Consider the following 2,100-nt stretch of genomic DNA (forward strand, 5'->3'; position numbering starts at 1 on the left):
GTCGCCATGTTCGGCGCGCACATGCCGGCGCCCTTCGCGAAGCCGCCGATGCTCCACCCGTCCGGATGCTTCAGCGCGGCCTGCTTCGGGACGTTGTCGGTGGTCATCACCGCGGTCGCCGCAGCCAGACCGGCTGCCGCATCAGCACCCAGCGCTTCGACGGCAGCGTCGATTCCTGGGAGCAGCGAGGACATCGGGAGCCGCTCACCGATCAGGCCGGTGGAGCAGACGCCGATCTGCGCAGCGCCCACGCCCAAGACGGACGCCAGCTTCTCGGCGGTCTTGTGCGTGTCCTGGAAACCTTCGGGACCGGTGCACGCGTTGGCCCCGCCGGAGTTCAGTACGACGGCCTTCAAGACTCCGGCCGTCAGTACCTGCTGCGACCACAGCACCGGCGCGGCCTTCACCTTGTTCGTGGTGAAGACGCCGGCGGCGACGTCGTGCGGGCCGTCGTTGACCACGACGGTGAGGTCCGGCGTACCGGCTGGTTTGATCCCGGCGATCACTCCGGCCGCGCGGAAGCCCGCCGGCGCGGTGACCCCGGCGCTCCGATCGACTTGAGTGTCCGGGCTGACGGCAAGCGTCACGGGGCTACTCCTACGAGGGGCAGGGCCAGGGTCTCGTCGAGACCGGTGGCCAGGTTCATGCACTGCACGGCGGCGCCGGCGGTGCCCTTGGTGAGGTTGTCCATCGCGGCCACGACGACGGCGCGGCCGGTGCGCTGGTCCAGGGCGACTTGCAGCTGAACCGTGTTCGCGCCGAGGGTCGACTGCGTCTGCGGCCACTGTCCCTCGGGCAGCAGGTGGATGAACGGCTCGTCGGCGTACGCGTCCTCGTACGCCTTCCGGAGCGTCGCGTAGCCGGTCCCGTCGGCGACCGGCGCACTGCAGGTCGCGAGGATCCCGCGGGCCATCGGCGCCAGTACGGGCGTGAACGAGACGCTCACGGGTACGTCGGCGTACGGCGTGAGGTTCTGCTCGATCTCCGGGGTATGCCGGTGCACGCCGCCGACGCCGTATGCCGACGCGGAGCCCATCACCTCCGCGCCGAGTAGATGCGCCTTCGGGGCCTTGCCGGCGCCCGACGTACCGCTGACCGCGACGACCACGAGCTGGGTGGCGTCGACGAGCCCCTGCTGTACGGCGGGGAGCAGGGCGAGCGTGGAGACGGTGGGGTAACACCCCGGTACGGCGACTCGGTTCGACCCGCGGAGCTTGTCCCGTTGTCCCGGGAGCTCCGGGAGTCCGTACGGCCACGAGCCGGCATGCTCGCCGCCGTAGAACTCGATCCACGCCTCGGCCTCGGTCAGCCGGAAGTCCGCGCCGCAGTCGATCACGGTGACGTCGTCGCCGAGCTGCTCGGCGATTCCGGCGGACTGTCCGTGCGGAAGGGCCAGGAACACCACGTCGTGACCGGCGAGGTGCTCCGCCGTGGTCTCGACCAGGATGCGCCCGGCCAGCGGCACGAGGTGCGGGTGGTGCACGCCGAGCGCCGTACCGGCGTTCCCGCCGGCGGTCAGTGCGCCGATCTCCACTTCCGGGTGGCTGCTCAGCAACCGGAGCAGCTCGCCCCCCGCATACCCACTGGCACCGGCCACCGCCGCCTTCACACTCATGTGAATGAGTATGCCATCATCCGGAAGAATATCCAATATCCGGTCCACGGCCGCTCCCCTCAACTACCCGTTTCCACCGAACGGAACCCGCTGTGACGCGCGTCATGTCACACCGGGCGGGCCGGCGCGTGTCCCAGGGGTCGACGACGAACCTCTGGAGGACGAGATGGCGCGGATCGGGCTGGAGCACAAGCGGACGTGGTTCGTGCGGCTGGCGGAGTGGGGCAGCCGGCGGAAGTACGGCGAGGTGCTGGATCCGTGGAAGGCGGCGTTGCACAACCGGCGGGTGCTGGTCACGATGCTGACGATGGAGGGGACGGCAGCGCGGTGGAACAAGCTCGCTCCCGGACTGAAGGCGCTCGCGGTGATGGTGACCTCCGCGCGGATCGGCTGCAGCTGGTGCATGGACTTCGGGTACTGGGAGTTCCACCACCAGGGGGTCGACCAGGCCAAGCTGCGCGATGTGCCACAGTGGCGGGACAGTG

3 protein-coding genes are annotated in these 2,100 nt (G+C 69.9%); 1 reads left to right on the forward strand and 2 read right to left on the reverse strand.

Going from position 1 to position 2,100, the window contains the following annotated elements; genetic code table 11:
- On the reverse strand, nucleotides 1-587 hold a 587-nt coding region (locus VFF46_RS32670), incomplete at its 3' end, for a bifunctional ornithine acetyltransferase/N-acetylglutamate synthase (protein ID WP_325041098.1).
- Complete coding sequence (argC, locus tag VFF46_RS32675) at nucleotides 584-1,615, reverse strand: N-acetyl-gamma-glutamyl-phosphate reductase (protein WP_325041099.1); 1,032 nt, start codon at nucleotides 1,613-1,615, stop codon at nucleotides 584-586. The genes VFF46_RS32670 and argC, both read right to left, overlap by 4 nt.
- A 166-nt stretch (nucleotides 1,616-1,781) precedes the next feature.
- On the opposite strand from argC, the gene VFF46_RS32680 reads away from it, so the two are divergent.
- Nucleotides 1,782-2,100: carboxymuconolactone decarboxylase family protein (locus tag VFF46_RS32680; RefSeq protein ID WP_325041100.1), on the forward strand; the 319-nt coding region annotated here is incomplete at its 3' end.

The organism is Kribbella sp., assembly GCF_035655035.1.
Classification (GTDB): Bacteria; Actinomycetota; Actinomycetes; order Propionibacteriales; family Kribbellaceae; genus Kribbella.

What these genes read in the sequence shown, in the direction of transcription:
- argC (WP_325041099.1), bottom strand. Translation starts at nt 1,615, where the DNA reads ATGAGTGTGAAGGCGGCGGTGGCCGGTGCCAGTGGGTATGCGGGGGGC.